Source organism: Rhodonellum psychrophilum GCM71 = DSM 17998 (assembly GCF_000381545.1).
Classification (GTDB): Bacteria; Bacteroidota; Bacteroidia; order Cytophagales; family Cyclobacteriaceae; genus Rhodonellum; species Rhodonellum psychrophilum.
Genome location: NZ_KB906677.1, coordinates 91,532 through 110,290 on the forward strand (window position 1 = coordinate 91,532; position 18,759 = coordinate 110,290).

15 protein-coding genes are annotated in these 18,759 nt (G+C 43.5%); 8 read left to right on the top strand and 7 right to left on the bottom strand.

The genetic code is table 11. From position 1 onward, the window contains the following. The first annotated feature begins 13 nt into the window (after positions 1-13). The 3 genes from F824_RS0109625 to dprA all read left to right on the top strand — a co-directional run bounded on the left by F824_RS0109625 (position 14) and on the right by dprA (position 2,075). On the top strand, positions 14-358 hold the full coding sequence (locus F824_RS0109625) for an L-rhamnose mutarotase (protein WP_019597673.1): 345 nt from the start codon (positions 14-16) through the stop codon (positions 356-358). Positions 359-619: 261 nt separating this feature from the next. Continuing rightward, a complete protein-coding gene (locus tag F824_RS0109630) occupies positions 620-973 on the top strand; it encodes a MerR family transcriptional regulator (protein ID WP_026333615.1) in 354 nt (117 codons plus the stop codon). Further along, positions 954-2,075: a DNA-processing protein DprA gene (gene dprA, locus F824_RS0109635; protein WP_019597675.1), complete on the top strand. Its 1,122-nt coding sequence runs from the start codon at positions 954-956 to the stop codon at positions 2,073-2,075. The genes F824_RS0109630 and dprA overlap by 20 nt, the downstream gene beginning before the upstream one ends. Before the next feature lie 41 nt (positions 2,076-2,116). Here the strand turns inward: dprA and ffh are convergent, their stop codons facing one another. After that, positions 2,117-3,454, bottom strand: coding sequence for a signal recognition particle protein (gene ffh, locus F824_RS0109640; protein WP_019597676.1), 1,338 nt, complete (start codon positions 3,452-3,454; stop codon positions 2,117-2,119). A 276-nt stretch (positions 3,455-3,730) separates the two neighbouring features. On the opposite strand from ffh, the gene F824_RS0109650 reads away from it, so the two are divergent. From F824_RS0109650 to F824_RS0109675, 5 genes are all read left to right on the top strand, one after another. Then, on the top strand, positions 3,731-6,160 hold the full coding sequence (locus F824_RS0109650; RefSeq protein ID WP_019597678.1) for a glycosyltransferase family protein: 2,430 nt from the start codon (positions 3,731-3,733) through the stop codon (positions 6,158-6,160). A gap of 12 nt (positions 6,161-6,172) precedes the next feature. Further along, positions 6,173-7,219, top strand: coding sequence for a glycosyltransferase family 4 protein (locus F824_RS0109655; protein ID WP_019597679.1), 1,047 nt, complete (start codon positions 6,173-6,175; stop codon positions 7,217-7,219). 20 nt (positions 7,220-7,239) lie between these two features. Further along, complete coding sequence (locus F824_RS0109660; protein WP_019597680.1) at positions 7,240-8,082, top strand: FkbM family methyltransferase; 843 nt, start codon at positions 7,240-7,242, stop codon at positions 8,080-8,082. A 67-nt stretch (positions 8,083-8,149) separates the two neighbouring features. Continuing rightward, a complete protein-coding gene (locus F824_RS0109665) occupies positions 8,150-9,637 on the top strand; it encodes an oligosaccharide flippase family protein (protein WP_019597681.1) in 1,488 nt (495 codons plus the stop codon). A gap of 674 nt (positions 9,638-10,311) precedes the next feature. Next, positions 10,312-11,082: a glycosyltransferase family A protein gene (locus tag F824_RS0109675; RefSeq protein ID WP_026333616.1), complete on the top strand. Its 771-nt coding sequence runs from the start codon at positions 10,312-10,314 to the stop codon at positions 11,080-11,082. 50 nt (positions 11,083-11,132) lie between these two features. Here the strand turns inward: F824_RS0109675 and F824_RS0109680 are convergent, their stop codons facing one another. The 6 genes from F824_RS0109680 to F824_RS0109705 form a co-directional block, all read right to left on the bottom strand. Beyond that, the gene (locus F824_RS0109680; RefSeq protein ID WP_033405285.1) at positions 11,133-12,464 is read right to left on the bottom strand and encodes a TolC family protein; all 1,332 of its coding nucleotides are present in this window, start codon (positions 12,462-12,464) and stop codon (positions 11,133-11,135) included. 1 nt (position 12,465) lies between these two features. Further along, positions 12,466-13,140 (bottom strand): ABC transporter ATP-binding protein, encoded by a 675-nt coding sequence (locus F824_RS0109685; protein WP_019597685.1) that lies wholly within the window; start codon positions 13,138-13,140, stop codon positions 12,466-12,468. Between the two features lie 187 nt (positions 13,141-13,327). Next, positions 13,328-14,041, bottom strand: a complete 714-nt coding sequence (locus tag F824_RS0109690; RefSeq protein ID WP_019597686.1) for an SDR family oxidoreductase — start codon at positions 14,039-14,041, stop codon at positions 13,328-13,330. A gap of 207 nt (positions 14,042-14,248) precedes the next feature. Then, a complete protein-coding gene (locus F824_RS0109695; protein ID WP_236613166.1) occupies positions 14,249-16,735 on the bottom strand; it encodes an ABC transporter permease in 2,487 nt (828 codons plus the stop codon). 238 nt (positions 16,736-16,973) lie between these two features. Continuing rightward, positions 16,974-17,753, bottom strand: coding sequence for a DNA-formamidopyrimidine glycosylase family protein (locus F824_RS0109700; RefSeq protein WP_019597688.1), 780 nt, complete (start codon positions 17,751-17,753; stop codon positions 16,974-16,976). A 99-nt stretch (positions 17,754-17,852) separates the two neighbouring features. Next, positions 17,853-18,752, bottom strand: coding sequence for a VOC family protein (locus F824_RS0109705; protein WP_019597689.1), 900 nt, complete (start codon positions 18,750-18,752; stop codon positions 17,853-17,855). Positions 18,753-18,759 lie beyond the last annotated feature (7 nt).

Consider the following 18,759-nt stretch of genomic DNA (forward strand, 5'->3'; position numbering starts at 1 on the left):
CAATACCCTTGACATGGATACCAAAAAATTCTGCTTAGCGCTGGATCTGAAAAATGATCCCAACCTCATATCCGAATACGAAAAACATCATCGTGCGGTTTGGCCCGGAATTCTGGAAAGCATCCGGGATTCTGGTGTCGTTTCCATGGAAATATTCCGGTGGGAAAACCGGTTATTCATGATCATGGAAACGCAAATGGATTTTTCATTTGAAACCAAATCCAAGATGGATGCAGCCAACCCTAAAGTTCAGGAATGGGAGACACATTTGTGGAAATACCAACAGGGCTTACCCGGCACCAAAAAAGGAGCGAAATGGCAGCTCATGGATAGGATTTTTAACTGGTCATCGGAATGAAGAAATGTTTTGATTTCCATCTGTTCGGAAGAGCTATGGGCTTATCTACTGGATTTTCTCCAAAACCAATCGGAAAGGGTGTATGCAGTCTGATTACCATGGTCTTGTAATTTAATTAGACGCATCAAAAACCCGGCAGGGAAGAAAATATTTTATCTTTCCAATTTTAGGTCAAAAAATCCGGGCAAATGTGGGTATTTCACCTGTCCACTTAAAGATTTATTTGCTATTTTTGATTTTTACAAATTGCTGAATAAGAAGGTGCCTTACAAAGAACGGGAAATAGAGAAAAAGTATTACTCCATAGGAGAAGTTGCTACCATGTTTAAAGTAGCTCCTTCCCTCATCCGCTATTGGGAGGGAGAGTTTGAAAGTATCCGTCCTAAAAAAGACAAAAAAGGCAACCGAAGGTTTACCAAAGATGACATCGAAAAAATCCGATACATTTATCATTTGGTAAAAGTCAAAGGTTTTACGCTTCAGGGGGCTCAAGAAGTCATCAAAAAAGAAGCGCATCAGGTATATGACAAGTCCGCCATGGTGGACAGACTCAATCAAATCAAAGGTTTTTTAATTGATATCAGGGACTCACTACATGCCAAATCCCCAGAATGAAACACAGCTTTACCAAATAGCATTAAGTCTAATTCCAAAAATTGGTCCAGCGACCTATAGAAATATCATCGCCTACAGTGGCTCTGCATCCTCATTTTTCAACCTTCCTGCCGGCAAGGCTTCCAAAATCCCAAGGATCGGCGCAAAACTTGCCGAAATCGTCAAAAACAAAAATCAATACCTCAGAGAGGCCGAGGAAATACTGAACAATTGCCATAAAAAAAACATCAGAGTACTCACCCTTCAGGATCCTGACTTCCCCTCCAGATTAAAAGCCTTGGAAGATTCTCCTTTGGTTCTTTTCATCAAGGGAAATGCGGCATTGAATCCCGCCAGAGCCATTGGGATCGTGGGCACAAGACAAGCATCCGAATACGGAAAAAACATCACTAGAAAAATAATTGAAGACCTCATTCCCTACCAACCCACCATCATCAGTGGCTTGGCTTATGGCATTGACATCGAGGCGCACAAAGCCGCCCTCCAATATGATCTCCCAACCATTGGGATATTGGGTTCTTCGGTAGACAATATTTATCCTTCCATCCATAAAAACACCGCAATGTCCATGTTGGAAAACGGTGGACTTTTGAGCGAATTCCAGCCAGGAAGTGAAATGCACCCCGGCAACTTCCCCAAAAGGAATAGGATCATATCCGGGCTTTCGGATGCACTGATTGTAGTGGAAGCAGCGAAAAAAGGTGGCGCATTGATCACCGCTGAAATCGCCTACAGCTACAACAAGGAAGTTTTCGCCGTTCCAGGCAATCTTCAATCCATTTATTCCGAAGGATGCAACAACCTTATCAGATCCATGAAAGCATCCATTTTTACAGGGGTGAAGGATTTGGAAGAGGCACTTTCTTGGTCCAAAGAGAATCCTTTGGAAAGCCGAGAAACAAAAATCCAAAGTTGGGAGAGCTTCCCTATCGAGGAGCAGCAAATCCTTGGACTCTTGCAGCAGAAAAAAGAAATGGAAATCGATCAACTTTCCCTTCAACTCGAGATGTCCATTTCCATTTTGGCATCCAAACTTTTGGGACTGGAGTTTGAAGGAATCATCAAATCCTTACCTGGAAAAAAATACAGGCTGATTTTATAAGACATAAAAAAAGGAGCGTTTCTGCTCCTTTTTTTATGTCTTTATCTTTTCCCTCCTTTAGGCATCATTGCACCGAGGGCTTTTTGGGCACCGCCCATTTTATTCATCTGTTTCATGAGTTTCCTCATGTCGTTGAACTGTTTCATCAGGTTGTTCACCTCCACGATCGTCCTTCCACTTCCGTTGGCAAGTCTTTTTCGTCTGCTGCCATCGATCATGTCTGGGTTTTCACGTTCTACAGGAGTCATGCTCCTGATGATCGCTTCGATCGGTTTGAACGAATCGTCATCGATATCCATTCCTTTCATGGCTTTTCCCATTCCAGGGATCATGCCCATGATGTCCTTCAAGTTACCCATTTTCTTGATCTGCTCCAACTGAGAAAGAAAATCATCAAAATTGAATTGGTTTTTTCTGATTTTGGAATTGATCCTTACCGCTTCTTCCTCGTCAAAGGACTGCTGGGCACGTTCCACCAAAGAAATGACATCCCCCATTCCGAGAATTCTTTGCGCCATTCTATCCGGATGGAAAACATCGATGTTTTCCATTTTCTCTCCCGTGGAAATAAACTTGATTGGTTTATTCACGACGTGGCGGATCGAAATCGCTGCACCACCCCTGGAATCACCATCCAATTTGGTCAACACGACGCCATCAAAATTTAACCTTTCGTCAAATGTCTTGGCAGTATTCACAGCATCCTGACCTGTCATGGAATCGACCACAAACAATGTCTCGGAAGGATTCAAGGCTTTTTTCAAAGCCTCAATTTCTTTCATCATCACGTCATCCACTGCCAAACGACCGGCTGTATCGACGATCACCGTCTTCTTACCGGTTTTCTTGGCGTAGGCGATCGCATTGTTGGCGATCTCAATGGCGTTTTTATTTTCGGGCTCGGCATACACTTCCACTCCGATTTGCTCTCCCAATACTTTCAATTGGTCAATCGCAGCAGGTCGGTAGATATCACAAGCCACCAGGAGTACCTGTTTGCCTTGCTTCTTCAACATGCTGGCAAACTTGCCTGAAAAGGTAGTTTTACCAGAACCCTGTAAACCGGAAATAAGAACCACGGCTGGATCGCCTTTTAGGTTGATATCCGCTTTACTGCCTCCCATGAGCTTGGTAAGCTCTTCTTGGGTGATCTTGATCAACAATTGGCCTGGGGAAACCGCAATCAGGACATCTCTTCCAAGAGCTTGCTCCCTGATCGTATCGGTCACCTCTTTGGCGACTTTATAATTCACATCGGCATCTATCAAGGCCCTTCGGATTTCCTTGACGGTTGATGCGACGTTGATCTCGGTGATTTTTCCCGTACCCTTGAGGGTCTTAAAAGCTCTATCTAATTTTAAACTGAGGTTATCAAACATGCCTTGCTATTCTATTTGGAACAAAAATAGGAATTTTAATTTTATGATGGGGAATTGTGTTGAAAGAAGTATGAAGTTGACGGCACTTTGGCATCAATCCAAGAAATCCTTTTTTGTAAAAATGCAAGGAAATGATGGAATTCGAAACGAAATTCAAAATATTGAGATTTAGATCCATTCATTTATTTCATTTGAATTGAACAATACCTTATAGACATTCTTTATATTTTTTTAATTTGCAAGCTATTAAAAAAAACAAAAGTCAATCCTTCGCTGATGCAAGCCAACTTTAAAAAAGATATCCTTCCCCATTTCATTGGGATTACTGTTTTTTACGCCATTGTTTTATTTTATTTTTCCCCTGTCGTTTTTGATGGCAAGATCATTTTTCAAAACGATATCCTTCAATGGGAAGGCGCCGCGAAAGAAATCTTGGATACCAGGGCGCAGACGGGTGAAGAAGCCCTTTGGACCAACCGTTTGTTTGGCGGCATGCCCGCTTACTTGGTGAGCTTTGAAATCCAGGGAGACATCACCAATTTCCTGACCAAAGTCCTCACCTTGGGTCTCCCCCATCCGATCAATTCCTTGTTTTTTGGCATGGTGGCGATGTATATCCTGCTACTCAGTTTCAAGATCCGACCGGAGTTTGCCATCGGCGGTGCCATTGCTTTTGCCTTCAACACCTTCCACCTGATCAGTTTGGATGCGGGGCACAATGCCAAGATTTGGGCCATCTGTTTGATTCCCTTGATATTGGCAGGAATTCATTTGGCTTTTAGTGGAAAAAAATTGCTGGGCCTTGCGCTGTTTACGTTGGGCTTGATGCTCCAACTCAAATTCAACCACCTTCAGATCACCTATTACACCATTTTGATCGTCGTGTTTTATGGAATTGGGCAACTCAGATTGGCTTACGTGAACAAAAAACTCCCTTCTTTTGCTAAGGTAATCCCCATTTTAATGCTCGGGGCAGTGTTGGCTGTGGGGGCAAATTTGAGCCGATTTGTAGCTGTATTTGAATATGGAGCCTATTCCACAAGGGGCAAAGCCAACCTGACTGCGGCGGGAAGTTCCCAAGACGGTTTAGGGAAAGAATATGCATTCAATTGGTCCCAGGGAAAATTGGAAACCATGACGCTTTTGGTGCCTTTCTTTTATGGAGGGGGAAGCAGCGAGGCGCTGCCAAAGGATTCCGAGACAGAAAAAGCATTGCGGGCCAATGGTGTTGAGAATGCCCAAATCCAAGGATTTATTCAAGGATCGCCAACCTACTGGGGCGATCAACCCGGGACAGGCGGCCCGATTTATGGAAGTGCCGTCATGGTTTTCCTGTTTGTGTTGGGCCTCATCTATGCGCCAAAGACCTACCGGTTTGTCTTCCTTGGCATTGTGTTGCTATCTTTCTTTTTGGCATGGGGAAAAAACCTGGAATGGTTCAATTATGCCATTTTCGATTTCTTGCCCGGGTACAATAAATTCCGGGCAGTTTCCATGGCTTTGTGTATGGCGCTTTTTGCCATTCCTGTTTTGGGAGCGATGGGATTGGAGCATTTTTTCAATGCCTCGAGAACCAATTCAACCCAGAAAAATCTGCTGATCGCTTTTGGCAGCACCGGAGGATTGTGTCTTTTGCTGTTCTTGGTGGCCGGCATGTTTGGATTCAGAGCCCCGGTGGATGCAAACCTTCCGGATTGGTTGATTTCTTCCATTCAGGAGGACCGAAAATCAATGTTCAAAACCAGCGCGATCAAGAGTTTCATTTTCATCTTGCTCTCAGCAGGACTGATTTTCGCAGTGCTGAAGGACAAAATCTCCTATACCATCGCAGGCTGGGGCATTGCGCTATTGCTGGTGGTGGACCTTTGGAGCATCAACAAGCGCTATTTAAACGAAGGATCCTTACAATACAGTCCGGCCGAGCAATTCTTCGCCAAAAGTCCCGCCGACGAAAAAATACTTCAGGATAAGGATTATTTTAGGGTTTTGAATCTGGAAAACCCCTTCAATGAAGCAAGAACCAGTTATTATTTCAACAGTGTCGGTGGCTACCACGGAGCAAAGATGCGACGCTACCAAGAATTGATCGAAAATGTTTTGAGTCCCGAAATCAATGCATTCATCACAAAAGCCCAAGAAGGGAATTTTGATTATGGTGGCCTGAATGCGCTCAACATGCTGAACACGAAATACATCATGGCCGGAAAAGCCGAGAATTCCGTGTTCCAAAATCCGGAAGCCAACGGACCGGCTTGGTTTCCCGCCACTATCCGAAGTATTCAAACCAACGATGAGGAAATCGGCTTGCTCAACACCATGAACACCAAAGCCGAGGCAACGGTCAATTCCCTTGAATTCGAAAACATCGTCGCCGGATCCGGTACCGTTCAACTCACCGATCGGGCAGCCAACAAGTTAAATTATACTGTCAATGCCCAGGAAGCTGGATTGGTTGTTTTCTCAGAGATCTATTACCCAAAAGGCTGGAAGGCCTTTGTCAATGGAGCGGAAACGGAAATCATCAGGACCAATTATTTGCTCAGAGGATTGGTGGTACCTGTGGGAGAATCTGTGGTGGAGATGCGTTTTGAGCCTTCGTCTTACTATTCATACAAAACCATCGTGGTCGCATTTCAATATCTGATCGTCCTGCTGTTGATAGCCGGTGTGGGTTTGCATTTCTATTCCAGAAAAAATGCCCACTAAAGACACCAAGGCATGAAGAAGCCCAAAATCCTTTTTGTCACGCCCTCTTTTCAGTCCTTCATCACCAATGACATTCAGATCCTCTCAGAGAATCATGAGGTGGTCGTGAACAGTTATTCCTGGCGAAACAAACGGCTGGCGCCGCTCTTTTTGGTACAGCAGTTTTTCTTTGTCCTACGGAATATACTTTCGATAAAGTTCATATTTATCTCTTTTGGGGGATATTGGTCCTTTTTCCCAACACTTCTGGGTAAGATTTTTGGGAAACCTGCTTTCATTGTCCTACACGGGACGGATTGTGCCTCCATACCAGAATTGAATTACGGGAGTCTGAGAATCCCAATCCTCAAATGGGTTTGCAAAAAATCCTATGAGTGGGCAACATGTCTCTTCCCGGTAAGTGCATCACTCGTAAAGACTGAAAACGATTATTTTGTCAAGGGCAATAGGATTAAAAACGGGTTTCAGCACCACTTTCCGGAAATCAAAACGGAATACCACATTATCCCAAATGGTCTGGACATAGAATTTTGGCAGGCTGAAGAGAAGGTTCAAAGGGAAGAAAAATCATTTTTGACGGTAATGTCTGCGGATCAGTTTGTCTTGAAAGGTGGAGATTTGATCTGCGATATGGCAGGGAAATTCCCCGACTGCAGGTTTTATTTTGCCGGTTTGGATGCTCCCAAAAACCAATACGATTTACCGGAAAACATTTTTTTCCTGGGAAAATTGAAGCCTGCTCAACTCAAGTCACTGTACAGCAAAATCCGATTCTATTTCCAGCTGTCGGTGTTTGAAGGTTTTGGTTGCGCCCTGTGTGAAGCCATGCTTTGTGGCTGCATTCCCATCGGAAGCAAGGTCAATATTCTCCCCGACATCATCGGTCAATCCGGATATCTGATTGAGCACCGTGATCCGGAATTGCTCCAAACATTGATGAATAAGGCCCTGATTTCCAAAGAAAATAACAGGCTTGAAAGGATCGCTCGGGAAAGGATTGTTTCGGATTACCCATTGGAAAACAGGAAAAAACAACTATTATCCTATTTACCTCATTAACTTTGCCTCAAATCCACGCTATGAAAAGTTTAGTATCTCAATTCACCCGAAGTCTTTACGTCATTCCAGGCGGATACTTTTTGGTGATGTTCATTCGGGGCCTTTTTAAAGACAAACAATTGACACCCAAATGGAGAACCATCCAATTTAGGGGGATTAAAATGAAGCTGGATCTCTCCAAACAAATGGGTTCGGCCATCTATTGGAGAGGGGCACACGATTGGGCGCCTGTTTTTGCAATGGAAAATTTGGTAAACAAAGGGCAAACCCTTGTGGACATCGGGGCAAATCAAGGGGAATACACCCTTTGGGCTGCGAGGAAAACTGGGGCATCCGGAAAGGTATTTGCCTTTGAGCCACTATCCACTTTATTTGGCCAGCTGGAAGAAAATGTTCGCATCAATGAAGGTTTCGGAGACTTCGTATTCCCAATTCGGATGGGACTTTCCGATCAGCCGGGCCGGTTGAAACTCTATTCCAATGACCCATACAACGAAGGCGTAAACACGCTTTTCCCGGGGCCTGGGAAAACAGCTTTCCTGGAAGAAATCAGCTTGAGCACCTTAGATGCGGAGGTGGAGAAGTTGAACATTCAGCAGGTGGATTTCATCAAAATTGATGTGGAAGGAGCTGAACTGATGGTCTTGAAAGGTGCCGTAGAAACCCTCAAACGCTTCAGGCCCATCCTGTTTTTGGAATTGAACGAAACTGCCTGCCAAGCCGCTGGGTACAGCAGTTCCGATATCTTTGCACTTTTGGAAAAGTTAGGTTATCGATTCGAATTGATAGGATTGAGAGGGAAAACGAGTCCTTTGGACAAAACCAAGCTTCCTGAGTTTTGCAACATCATCGCAAAAGCCTAAGGGAAAAGATAAAGTACCGATACCCGTTGGGAAATTGTTATTCCCCAAGAAACCGTTTTTGATTTCCATGAAAAAATTAGCCAAGCAAAGTCTCCTGACCACCATCTCCTCCTATCTGGGGGTTTTGATCGGGTATTTCAATGTGCTCTGGCTGATGCCCTATGCCATGGATCCGGAGCAGATTGGGATATTCCGGACCATCCAGGACATGGCTTTGCTTTTTGTCCCCTTTGCCCAACTGGGATTGGGAAATGGCATCACACGTTTTTATCCCAAAGTCAAATCCGAACAATTTTCCTTTTTCACCCTAAGCCTCCTGCTGACGCTTTTTGGATTTATCCTGGTGGCCATTTTGTTTTTTGTATTTAAGGAAACCATCATTTCAGCCTTTGCCGTCAATTCGCCTGAGGTGGTCGATTTCTTCGGCGTGGTGCTTTTCATCACCCTTTTTTCTGTCCTGAACACGATTTTGGATTCCTTTTGCCGCTCATTTATCAAAGTGGCAGTGCCTGCATTTTTTAGGGAGGTGATCCTGCGCTTGTTGGTTTCAATACTGGTAGGCACTTATTTTCTTCGATTTATCACATTTGATCACATGATGTGGGGATTGGCTTTGGTCTATTTTATCTCCTTGATGGGGATGATCCTTTATATGGTAAGAATCAAGGTTTTCAAATTGAAATTCAAATTCAAATCCTTTCCCGCAGGCTTCAAAACGGAATTTATCAAATACAGCTTGATCACCTTATTGGGTACCACAGGCGCCATCCTGATCATGAAAATCGATAGTCTGATGGTTTCTTCCATGATTGGATTGGATGCCAATGCCATTTATACCATCGCGTTTTCGGTTGCTGTAGTCATCGAGATGCCCAGAAGGGCTATTTCCCAAGTGGTCATGCCGCTTGTTTCGGAGTACTTCGAAAAAATGGAATTGGACAAAGTCGGGAAACTCTACAAAGATGTCGCGGTGCACCAACTTTTGCTCTGTACGCTGATCTTCCTGGGCGTCTGGGCAAACATTGACAACCTTTACCATTTTATCCCGAACAATGAATTGTACCGAACCGGTAAATGGGTGGTCTTGTGGATAGGCCTCGGAAAACTCTCTGATGTCCTTTTTTCCATCAATGGAGAAATCATCGTTTTTTCAAGATATTACCTCTTCAACATCACCGCGACGCTTCTGATGAGTATTGCCGTGATTGTTTTGAACCTGTTTTTGATTCCGATTTTCGGGATTGAAGGCGCAGCCGTGGCCTCATTTCTGGCCATGTTTTTCTACAACTTGATCAAATTTTTTTATATCAAATGGAGATTGGGCTTTCAGCCTTTTTCATTGGATATCCTAAAGATTGTGATTTTAGGCATTCTCATTTTCTTTGTTCAGGATTGGTTGCTAAAGGAAATGGAGCCCGGTGTAGGGGATTTGGCCTTGCGGTCGGTATTGATTGTTTTGCTGTATTTGGGAGGAACCTTTGTGTTCAATATTGCTGAGGAGACGAGAGCATCCTTTCTCACCTTCCTGAAAAAAATAAAAAGATCCGAGTCTTAGAGTGTTGCAAACCTCCGTACTGACAAGATTTGAGCTGCCTGAAAATCGCAAACTTCCACTGTTATCCTAACTTTTGAGGGCTAGGTCCACATTTACCGAAGTAGAAATGGATGAGGCCTGTTTTTGAAAAGGGCTTCACTCGGTGTAATAATAATTTGTGAAGTTTGAACAAGTCGGCGACCCGGACCTTTTGCCAAAGATAAGGAATCATCGAGGAAAAGTAAAGTATTTTTAAAATCCTTTCGGGGATTGCTCATTGAATTTTCCGTGGTATTTTGGGGTAAAATAGGCTATCTCATTCAATTGAGGCACTTTCAGTAACTTACCAACCTTTAAAAAACTTACGATTTATCATATAAAAGCAAAAGGAAATTGACTAACCACCCCACCGTAATTTCGAAATTTTAGAGATCAACTTTCATCGCACGCGGTAAAGTGTTGTGGCTAAATCCATTACCCATTCGGTGATTGAAAAACCCATTTTTGCAAAAATCAAAAAAAGGAAATCAGTCGTTCGGCCATCAAAAATGCGACTCTTTTCCAACTCCAATTTGAAAAAAGAGAAATACTCCATATAAAACATTCCTTATCCCAAATTTTATTGAAAACCAATACCTTTGCAGGAGTTTGAAATAATACAAAATTTTGATTTCCAATCCATCCAAGGTTTCCCCATGAACGCAGCCAAAGTCAGTATCATCATGCCCTGCTACAACCAGGCAGCCTATTTGGAAGAGGCCGTTCATTCTGTTTTGGAAAGCCAATATGAACACTTAGAAATCATCATCGTCGATGATGGATCCAAGGATGCTTCTTTTAAAATCGCACAGGAGTTGGGCGAAAAATCCCCGGATAAAATCAAGGCCATTACCCAAAAAAACCAAGGTCCTGCCCAAGCCCGAAATGCAGGTATCCATGTTGCCAGCGGCAAATACATCCTTCCTTTGGATGGGGATGACAAAATCAATCGAGACTATATCACTGAGGCCGTCAAAATTTTAGAATCCGATCCCAATGTCAAAGTCGTATATTGCGAAGCGGAGAAATTCGGTGAAAAAACAGGGCCCTGGAAATTAAAACCATTTTCCTTGCGTGCATTGGCATTGGACAATATGGTTTTTGTGTCCGCGATGTACCGCAAAAGCGATTGGGAAAAATGCGGCGGTTATGACAAGAGGATGACTTGGGGTTGGGAGGACTGGGAATTCTGGATGAACATGCTCAAAACTGGGGGTGAAGTCGTGAAACTTCCCATCACCGGGTTTTATTACAGAATCAGGAAAGGCTCGAGGAGAAAAACCACCAACAAGGAAGCAAAACAGAAAACCATTGACCTGATCAATGACAAACACGCCGACTTCCTGAAAGCGCATCTTGGTGGGCCTTTGCGGAATCCAAGGTCTTGGTCCAAAGAAATCAATCGCGTCTATAATTTATTCAAGTAGTATCTGTCTGCTGAAACGATATCAAGATTCAAGCCTGCAATCCATTTTTTCTAATTCACTTCAAGAACACCCAAAGCGTATTTCAAAATGATTTCCTGAAAATAGAGGGTAAAAAGCGATTGGGCATAATCGGATTGGCCAGTCACCAATTGTTGGTTGGCTTGGGACAGGTCCACAAAATTGCTGACGCCCAAGCGGAATCTTTCCGAAATGGCCACTTGTGCTTCCTCAGCTGCAGTCAATTGCAATTTGGTCGCCTCTTCCCTTTTTATGGATGCTTTGTAATTTTCATAGGCAAGTTTCACTTCTTGGGAAATCCTTCTTTCCAAAGCTGATTTTTCCAATTGCTGGTTTTGGTACTCAACTTTACTTCTGGTCACTGAGAGTCTGTTTTCGAAATTATTGAAAATGGGAATGGTCAAGGATAGTCCAAGGGTGCGTTGCGGATAGATTTGGAACAATTGTTCGTTTATCCTTCTATCGTCAAAGGAGGTATAGAAGGTGTTGTAGTTGAAAAATGCGTTGATCTGAGGATAATAGACAGACCTTGCGACCGTCAGCATTTTTTTATTTCCAGCCTCCAAAAGTTGCTGCTGTTTGAAATCCTTTCGCTGACCGATTGATAAATCGTACAATTCCTCCAAGGGCATGGACAAGTATTCACTTCTACTCGGAGTCAAGGATATTCCCTCTAATTTTGGAATGGTATTGGAATCCAGCTGAAGCGTTTCAGCCAAGATCCAAGCATCTGTTTCCCATTGGATTTTGGCATTCAAGGCAACTGTTTCCAGTCTTGCCACCTCGGATTGCTGGTTGTATTGGTCGGAAAGTGTCCGCAACCCAGCCTCCACAAACCCATCTATCTGTTCCAACAGTTTCTTTTGGTTCGCCAAATTCTCCTGCGCTATCCGATACAACTCCTCATCCAACAGCACTTGAAGATATTGCTGGGAAACAGTGAACATCATTTCCTGTGCAGCTCTTTCCATCTCATTTTCACCAGCTTCCTTGAAAAAGCTTGTGGCCCTTGTCATGTTGATCCTTCTTCCTCCATTAAAAACCGGCATGGTCATATTCACGGAAGATGAAATACTGTTATTGGTAAGGTTGGTGACGATTAACTGGTCTTCAACCTGCTGATACTGTTGGCCACTTTGGCGAAAAAAGCTGTTGCTTGCGTTCAGACGGGGAAGGTGACCCATACGGGCAGCTTGATTCTCTATTTTGAGCACTTCCTGTTGGTTGTTCAAAGTCCGGAAGTTGAGATTTTGTCTTAGACCGATTTCAACTGCTTCTTGGAAGGTAAGCCTTAGGGTATCCTGAGCCTTTATTTTCCCGACAAACAAACCGAAAATCAAATAAGTAAAGAGTATCTTTTTCATATTAAAGGGCAATGTCTTTGTCGATTCTTCCATCGAGCATCTCTATCAATCGGGTGCCAAAATCGGCGTTTTCCCTTGAATGTGTGGCTTGGATAATTGTGGTCCCTTCCTTGTTCAATTCCTTGAAAACCTCCATGATTTCCTTTGCCTGAGCGGAGTGCAGGTTTCCCGTAGGTTCATCCGCCAACAAGATGCGCGGCTTGCCTGCGATTGCTCGGGCAATGCCTACCAGTTGCTGTTGTCCTCCAGAAAGTTGTTCGGGAAACAGATCCTTTTTTGCCACCATTTTGAATCTGTCCAACAAATCCGCAATGATGCTTTTTCTTTCGGAGGCAGAAACCCCTCTGTAGAGCAATGGCGTTTCGATATTCTCATAGACCGTCAAGTCGTCGATGAGATGATAGGCCTGAAAAATATACCCAAATTCAGATTTGTGTAGGGCCGATCGTTGCTTGTCTTTCATGTTTTGTATGGATTTTCCATCAATGCTGTATTGACCCTCAAAATCATCATCCAAAAGTCCGATAATATTCAGAAGCGTTGATTTCCCTACTCCCGAAGGGCCCATCAAAGTCAGGAATTCACCTTGCCCGACACTAAGGTTGATTCCCTTTAAAATAAACACCCGCTGAAAACGCGAGTCGATGAATTTATCAATATTGCCCAATGAAATCATAAGAAAGGGTTTGATGAAAGGTGTTCGATGGAAGCAGTGCCCATGTGCGGCATCCCTCTTCCGTCCTAAAACCTATTCCCAATCCTGTGCCATAAAAAATACCCTGAATTATTCGATTCAGGGTATTTTTGGGGAAATCACAACTATTTTATTCGAACAATTTTGTTCGCTGGCGGACGAATGTGCCTTATCCTGGCATACTTGGCCTCACTTCGATTTTGCTTGGAAGCGTTCTTGGGTGCATCTGCATCAAGTCCACAACCATTTGGCCCAAATCTTCGCTTTGGATTTTCCATGCATCTTTTTCACTTGGCTCATGGTCATTGAAATGTGTGGCTACAGATCCCGGCATGATGGTGGTCACCCTGATTCCATGCTGACGCAAGTCCAACATGGCTGCCTGGGAAAATCCGGTCACTCCGAATTTGCTCGCATTGTAGGCTGATCCTCCGGCGAAGAAATTGGTACCGGCCAAACTGGAAATCGAAATGAAGTAACCCTTCGAATCTTTCAATGCTTTCAATCCGGCTTTGATGCTGTAAAATACACCGGTTAGGTTGGTGTCGATGGTTTCATGCCATTGCGCCAAGGTCAATTCCTCAATGTTGGCAAAATGACCGATACCGGCATTGGCGACCAACAAATCCAATTTTCCCCATTTATCCAAAAGCTTGTTGATGGCGTTTTCCTGGGAAGAATAATCCCTGACATCCGCCTCCAAACCTATGGCCTTTCCTTTTCCAATTTTATTGAGCTCTTCAGCTGCTTTGTCAGCACTTTCCTGTGATCTGCTTGTGATGGCCACATTCATTCCCTGCGCCACCAAGGCTGCAGCGATTCCATAACCTATTCCTTTGGTACCTCCTGTAATGAAGGCAGTTTTGTTTTCGATATTTTGCATGTTCTCGATTGTTTAAAAATACACTTATACCTCTATGTTACCCATTTGGGCAAGGTAAAGTTCAATCAAACTGCAAATTTATTCAGGATGAAATTTTGATTGAAAGACCCAGTTGAATTAAGGTGAAGGGTATAATCCCGATTTCACCTTCATTCAATGGGGCGTACAATGGCAAAAAGCCAAATCCAATATTTGGTGTATCCACTTCTAGTCAACCCTGAAGGAATCCACAGGATTGATCATGGCTGCTTTTATTGACTGCGAACTGACAGTAACCAAAGCGATCAGTGAGGCGCTCAAACCGGCAATCAGGAATACCACCCAGGAAACCGAAATGCCATAGGCAAATCCACCCAGCCATTGATCCATGCCATACCAAGCGATGGGTATCGAAATGAGGAATCCCAACAAAACCAATTTCAAGAAATCCTTGCCTAACAAAGTGACTATATTGAAGACACTCGCCCCCATCACTTTCCGGATACCGATTTCCTTGGTTCGCTGTTCGGTTGCGTAGGCTGTCAGGCCAAACAGTCCCAATACCGAAATCAAAATGGCCAGCATGGCAAAAAACCCGAAAATGGTCCCGATCCGCTCTTCCGCTTCATATTGACGGAGAAACTGATCCTCCACAGAAGTGAATTCCACCGGAGAATCCGGACGCATGGCCATCCATTCCCCTCTGAGATATTCCATGATTTCTTCTTTCCGGTCTGATTGAATTTTGATGGCTACATTGCCAAATCGGTTTTCCGGGATCATAAAAATGATGGGGACAATGGGCTGATGCAGCGATTCAAAATGGAAATCTTTCAATACGCCCACCACATATCCCCTTCTGCCTCCATATTCAATTTGCTTGTCTACGGCTTCCTCAGGATTTGACCAGCCAATCGCTCGAATGGCGGTTTCATTCAAAATAAATGCTTGTGTAGAATCACTGGCCAAGTTGAAATCAAAATTACGCCCCGCGACCATTTTCATCCCAAAGGTTTCTTTGAATGTATGGCTGACATGCACATCTGCAATCCGGATATTGATCGGAGAAAGCTCCCCTCCCACCTCGGCCTTCGTTCCCTGGGAATCCAGCAAGCGGCCCGAAGGAATCCTGCTGGCAAGGCTAACTTCTAGAATTCCAGGCTGTTTTTTCAACCTTTCCCGCATCATTTCAAAGTTATCCGTCAATTGTGTGTAAGCTGGAAGCACCAAAATCCCCTCTTTTTCAAAGCCCAGATCCTTGCTTTTCATATAATCCAACTGATTGATCACGACGATCACACAAACGATCAGGACAATGGAAATGGCAAACTGCCCGACCACCAAAATGGACCTTAGTTTCTCATGGATAGAGCCGATTTTATAGGTGCCTTTCATCACCTTCACCGGTTCGAAACCGGATAGAAAAAGTGCTGGATAACTTCCGGAAATCAAACCCACGAAAATCACCAAAATCACTATCCAGAACAAATAAGCAGGATGTTCCAAAAAATCAAGATGCAAATCCTTATCGGTAAAATCCGAGAAAATCGGCAGCGTCAGGTAAACCAAAATCAGGGCAAACGCCAAGGCGACAAATGCCATAAATATGGACTCTCCCATAAACTGACGGATCAGGAGTTCTTTGTCAGCACCCATTACTTTTCGAAGCCCGACTTCCATGGCTCTTTTTGAGGATCGTGCCGTGGACAGGTTCATAAAATTGATGCAGGCAATCAGCAGGATAAAAAGTGCAATCGCTAAGTAGATGTACACATATTCAATGCTGCTGTTTGGTTCCATTTCTGAATCCAAATTGGAATGCAGGTGAATGTCCTTCAGCGGCCAAAGTTTCAGTTGGGTACCTTTTGAAGCGGGGATGCCTTCACTGTTTGGGCTCATGTGGCGGTCTATGAACGCGGGAAGCTGATTTTCCAGCTCATGGAAATCAGCTCCATCGTTCAACAATAAAAAAGTGGAGAAATTATTGCTGCCAAAATTCTGCATCATTTGAGCCAATCCTCCATAAAATTCCTCGACCGGCTTCATGGATGCCAGAATGTCGAATTTGAAATGGGAATTGTCAGGAACATCCTCAACGATTCCCCGAACCTGCATTTCAATTGTATTGTCCCCGATCACCACTTGCATGGATTTCCCCATCGGATCTTCATTTCCGAAATAGCGCTTTGCAGTAGATGCAGTGATCACCAAGCCATCTGGAAAAGTCAGGGCATTGTCCAAATCTCCATCAATGCGTGTCCAGGAAAAAACTTTGAAAACCTCCGGATCGCCAAAATAAAAGCGCTCCTCTGTGAAGGAATTCCCTTGGTATTTCACCAAAGGATTATTGCTCATCAACCTGACGGATTCTTGGACCACGGCACCAAAATCGGACTTCAACAAAGGTGCAAATGGTGGCGCTGCATGTCCGAGATGAAGACTGATTTCACCATTCTGATCTGTCCATGACCTTGAAACACGATAAATTTTGTCCGCTTTTTCATGGTATTGGTCATAACTCAGTTCATGCTGTACAAACAAAAATATCAGGATGCTCACCGTCATGCCCAATGCAAGACCAAAAATATTGATCAGGACGTAGACTGGACTTTTTTTAAAGTTTCTCAGAAAGATGTTGAAGTAATTTTTGAGCATGGCTTTCTCCTGAAGATGAATTTTATAAAATGTTGAATGTAGTTCGGTAGATCTTTTCATCTTCCATACCATAAAAAAAACAGTGATGCGGGGCATCAAGGCCGTTTTCAAATTTCAGCCTCAAAAAATCCGTACACTTTTGGTCGCAATCGGACGATTCAGTATCAATGCTATTTAAATTTCACTTTGCCGATCGACAATCGGTTCACATTATCATTTACTGGGGAGAGGAAATAAGGATCCCTAAAATTGTGAAAGTTGAAAGATGCATCGTCCTCTCTTTTCCCCTTTCCATTTGCTAAACATACAATTCCTGCTCGGAGGTAAAATAGGTTTTTCGGGAATCAATCAACTTCGTTTGGATAGAAGCTCCTGTGGGACTTTTTTTCTTTTTAGGATGGTGAATAAGGAGGAAGTCCAGTATTTCTCCGCTGGCATTATCGGGATGATGGTCAAGGATTTGTTTTGTGGTCTGCCCCAAAACAATTTTGATGGCATCTGAAAGCACATGGATTTTTTCTTGTGGAATTTTATTGCAAATCGAAAATGGAGAAATACCCGCTTTCCATAAAATTTCATCCGAATAGCGATTTCCAATTCCTTGGATAATATCCTGATCCATCAGGAATTTTTTAATCAAGATACTTTTCCCTGCCATCTTTTCTTTTAAAAACTCCGGTGTAAGCGCGCTGGACATGGCATCGATGCCCTTGGGTTTTACAGGATTCAATAAAGCCTTGGCCAACCCTCTTGGGTCAGTCAACACCAATGCTGTTCCACCTTGAAAATACAGCTCCATTACGGCGTATTTGTGCGGATTGCTTTCCTTGAAAAATTGGATCCATCCATTCAACCTCAATTGGAAACCGAGGATTTCACCACTTTCAAACTCCATCAACAATTGCTTCCCGTCTCTTCTGAACTCCCTAATGGCTTGATTTTCAATTCTCTTTTTCAATTTTTCAGTGGAAACATTCAGGTTTTTAGGTCGATAAACCTTGATGCCTTTTATGGTTTTCCCTTTTATTTTAGGATTCAAATTAAGACTTAAAACCTCCAAATCCGGTAGTTCTGGCATGGCATTGTTGAGTAGAATTGAGGACGAAAATTCAATTTTTTATTGGAGAATCAGAATCTGAAAAAAACAGATACCTGGGAAAATTTCGCTTTCAGGAAGTTATGCGATCGCTTCTTCCAGTGTTTTGATGATCATCTTTTTCATGGGTAAAAAGGCTGCGGTAAGTTTTCTGGATTTTTCAGGGTCCGCCATTTCCCTTTCCAGCATCCTGGGCAAGATTTGCCAGGAAACACCAAATTTATCCACGAGCCAGCCGCATTGTACTTCTTCACCTTCGCTCGTGAAGCTGTCCCAATAATGATCGATTTCCTCCTGCGTATCACAATAGACCATCTGGGAAATAGCGGGTGTAAAGTTGAAAGCATGGACAAGGGAACTCTCCATAGCCATAAATGTCTGTCCCAAAAGCTTGAACTGTGCATGTTTGACTTTTCCGGGAATATCCCCATCGGCCTCATTGTACTTCAATATCCCTTGAATCTTTGAATTTTTGAAAATCGAGGTATAAAAATGTATCGCCTCCTCCGCCCTGCCAAACTGGTCGCCGACAAACATAAAAGTGGTCGTGAATTTTTGGCCAACCTCGTCAATTTTTCCGTATGAAATTTGCCAGGAGATCCCGTATTTATCATTCAACCAACCGTATTTTTCGCTCCATTCATATTTATCCAAGGCCATCATGGACGATCCTCCTGCCAAGAGCGTGTCCCATACCAAATCCACTTCCGCAATGCTTTCACACACCACAAAAAAAGATATCGATGGACTGAATTTGTACTCCGTACCCCCATTGAGCGCCATGAAATCCTGCCCCTTCAACTTAAAATTAACTGACATGACCGATCCTTCGGGCTTCCTATGGAATTCAAAACCTTCTTTCCCAAACCGGGAAATGGTACCGATCTCTGATTTCGCAAAAAGTCCTGTATAAAATTTTGCGGCTTCCTCTGCTTCAGTGTCAAACCAAAGGCAAGGAGTTATTCTCTTTTGAGTTGTCATGACTTGG

Bases quoted from the DNA above. Each gene is read 5' to 3' on its own strand.
- F824_RS0109650 (WP_019597678.1), top strand. From the start codon at position 3,731: ATGCAAGCCAACTTTAAAAAAGATATCCTTCCCCATTTCATTGGGATT.
- F824_RS0109705 (WP_019597689.1), bottom strand. From the start codon at position 18,752: ATGACAACTCAAAAGAGAATAACTCCTTGCCTTTGGTTTGACACTGAA.
- F824_RS0109700 (WP_019597688.1), bottom strand. From the start codon at position 17,753: ATGCCAGAACTACCGGATTTGGAGGTTTTAAGTCTTAATTTGAATCCT.
- F824_RS0109680 (WP_033405285.1), bottom strand. From the start codon at position 12,464: ATGAAAAAGATACTCTTTACTTATTTGATTTTCGGTTTGTTTGTCGGG.
- F824_RS0109675 (WP_026333616.1), top strand. From the start codon at position 10,312: ATGAACGCAGCCAAAGTCAGTATCATCATGCCCTGCTACAACCAGGCA.
- F824_RS0109695 (WP_236613166.1), bottom strand. From the start codon at position 16,735: ATGAAAAGATCTACCGAACTACATTCAACATTTTATAAAATTCATCTT.
- F824_RS0109665 (WP_019597681.1), top strand. From the start codon at position 8,150: ATGAAAAAATTAGCCAAGCAAAGTCTCCTGACCACCATCTCCTCCTAT.
- F824_RS0109685 (WP_019597685.1), bottom strand. From the start codon at position 13,140: ATGATTTCATTGGGCAATATTGATAAATTCATCGACTCGCGTTTTCAG.
- F824_RS0109660 (WP_019597680.1), top strand. From the start codon at position 7,240: ATGAAAAGTTTAGTATCTCAATTCACCCGAAGTCTTTACGTCATTCCA.
- dprA (WP_019597675.1), top strand. From the start codon at position 954: ATGCCAAATCCCCAGAATGAAACACAGCTTTACCAAATAGCATTAAGT.
- F824_RS0109690 (WP_019597686.1), bottom strand. From the start codon at position 14,041: ATGCAAAATATCGAAAACAAAACTGCCTTCATTACAGGAGGTACCAAA.
- F824_RS0109655 (WP_019597679.1), top strand. From the start codon at position 6,173: ATGAAGAAGCCCAAAATCCTTTTTGTCACGCCCTCTTTTCAGTCCTTC.
- F824_RS0109625 (WP_019597673.1), top strand. From the start codon at position 14: ATGGATACCAAAAAATTCTGCTTAGCGCTGGATCTGAAAAATGATCCC.
- ffh (WP_019597676.1), bottom strand. From the start codon at position 3,454: ATGTTTGATAACCTCAGTTTAAAATTAGATAGAGCTTTTAAGACCCTC.